Source organism: Acinetobacter sp. V2 (genome assembly GCF_001188385.1).
Classification (GTDB): Bacteria; Pseudomonadota; Gammaproteobacteria; order Pseudomonadales; family Moraxellaceae; genus Acinetobacter; species Acinetobacter oleivorans.
The window spans coordinates 1406984-1408269 of sequence record NZ_JZFB01000001.1 but is presented as its reverse complement, the minus strand read 5'-3'; the positions used below and the strand labels follow the sequence as shown (position 1 = coordinate 1408269).

The window sequence follows — 1286 nt, the reverse complement described above, 5'->3', positions numbered from 1 at the left end:
CTTTGGTTTTCCTGCCAGCAATGTATTCGATCTGGTTCAAGATCGGGGCTAAACCAGCAGTTTAATGATCAAATTTTCAAATTTAAAAGGTATTGGAGTTCATATGTCAAACTCAAAAGTGGTTGTAATTACAGGTGTTTCATCTGGCATTGGGCAAGTTACAGCAGAAAAATTTGCTAAACTCGGCCATAAAGTTTTCGGTACAGTCAGGAATAAAGTCAAAGCTCAACCTATAGAAGGCGTTGAGCTTGTCGAGATGGATGTGTCAGATGAAGACTCTGTCCAGCTCGGGATTCATTCTATTATTGATAAAGCTGGGCATATTGATATTTTGGTTAATAATGCGGGAGCAAGCTTAATTGGTGCAGTAGAGGAGACCTCAATAAAAGAAGCAGAGTTTTTATTTAACACCAATGTATTTAGCATTCTTCGTACCACACAAGCGGTATTGCCTTATATGCGAATACAGCATTATGGAAGAATTATAAATATTAGTTCAGTATTAGGGTTCTTACCTTCACCGTATATGGGACTGTATTCAGCTACTAAACATGCAGTTGAGGGGCTATCTGAGTCTTTAGATCATGAGCTTCGACAATTTGGTATTCGTGTATCAATTGTTCAGCCTTCATTTACTAAAACTAATTTAGATAAGAATGCACCTGTAGCAAGTTCAAAAATTCCTGAATATGACAATGAGCGTGATCTTGCTACTCAAGCCGTATTAAAGCAGATTGATCAAGCACCTCAGCCCGATAGTGTGGCTGATACAATTGTTACAGCAGCGCTCAATGATTGGCAAATGCGCCGTACACCATCTGGACAAGCATCTTTGTTAAGCAAGTTGCGTCGATTTATGCCAAGTGGGCCAGTTGATAAGAGTATTAGAAAGACTTTTGGTTTGAAGTAAATCACGAGTGATTCTTGCATAAACTCCAAGTGCAAATTTTGCACTTGGAGTTTATTTTTTATATGCTTTTATTCAATTCCAATTAATAGCTTTTATTAATTAAAAATACTTTTAAAAATATTAAATGAATCTATCTTTAGAATTTCTTTAAATTTTAAATGATTGTTTTATTTATTTTTTATGAAAGTCACATTGTAAGTTATCTAAGAATTAAAAATTTATTCGTAGTGAAATTTTGAATAAATAAAGATTTTTTAAGAGGGCAGATCAGCGCTTTTCGGTTCATGATTCCATAAATTAAATATACATATTCTTGCGACGAGCCAACTAGCGCAAAGAGCTGATCTTGTTGATCAATACTAATTAATATTTCATT

General features: G+C 34.7%; 1 protein-coding gene. It reads left to right on the top strand.

The window, feature by feature from the left end:
* The first annotated feature begins 103 nt into the window (after positions 1–103).
* Complete coding sequence (locus UC75_RS06450) at positions 104–910, top strand: oxidoreductase (protein ID WP_049837353.1); 807 nt, start codon at positions 104–106, stop codon at positions 908–910.
* Positions 911–1286 lie beyond the last annotated feature (376 nt).

What these genes read in the sequence shown, in the direction of transcription:
- UC75_RS06450 (WP_049837353.1), top strand. Translation starts at nt 104, where the DNA reads ATGTCAAACTCAAAAGTGGTTGTAATTACAGGTGTTTCATCTGGCATT.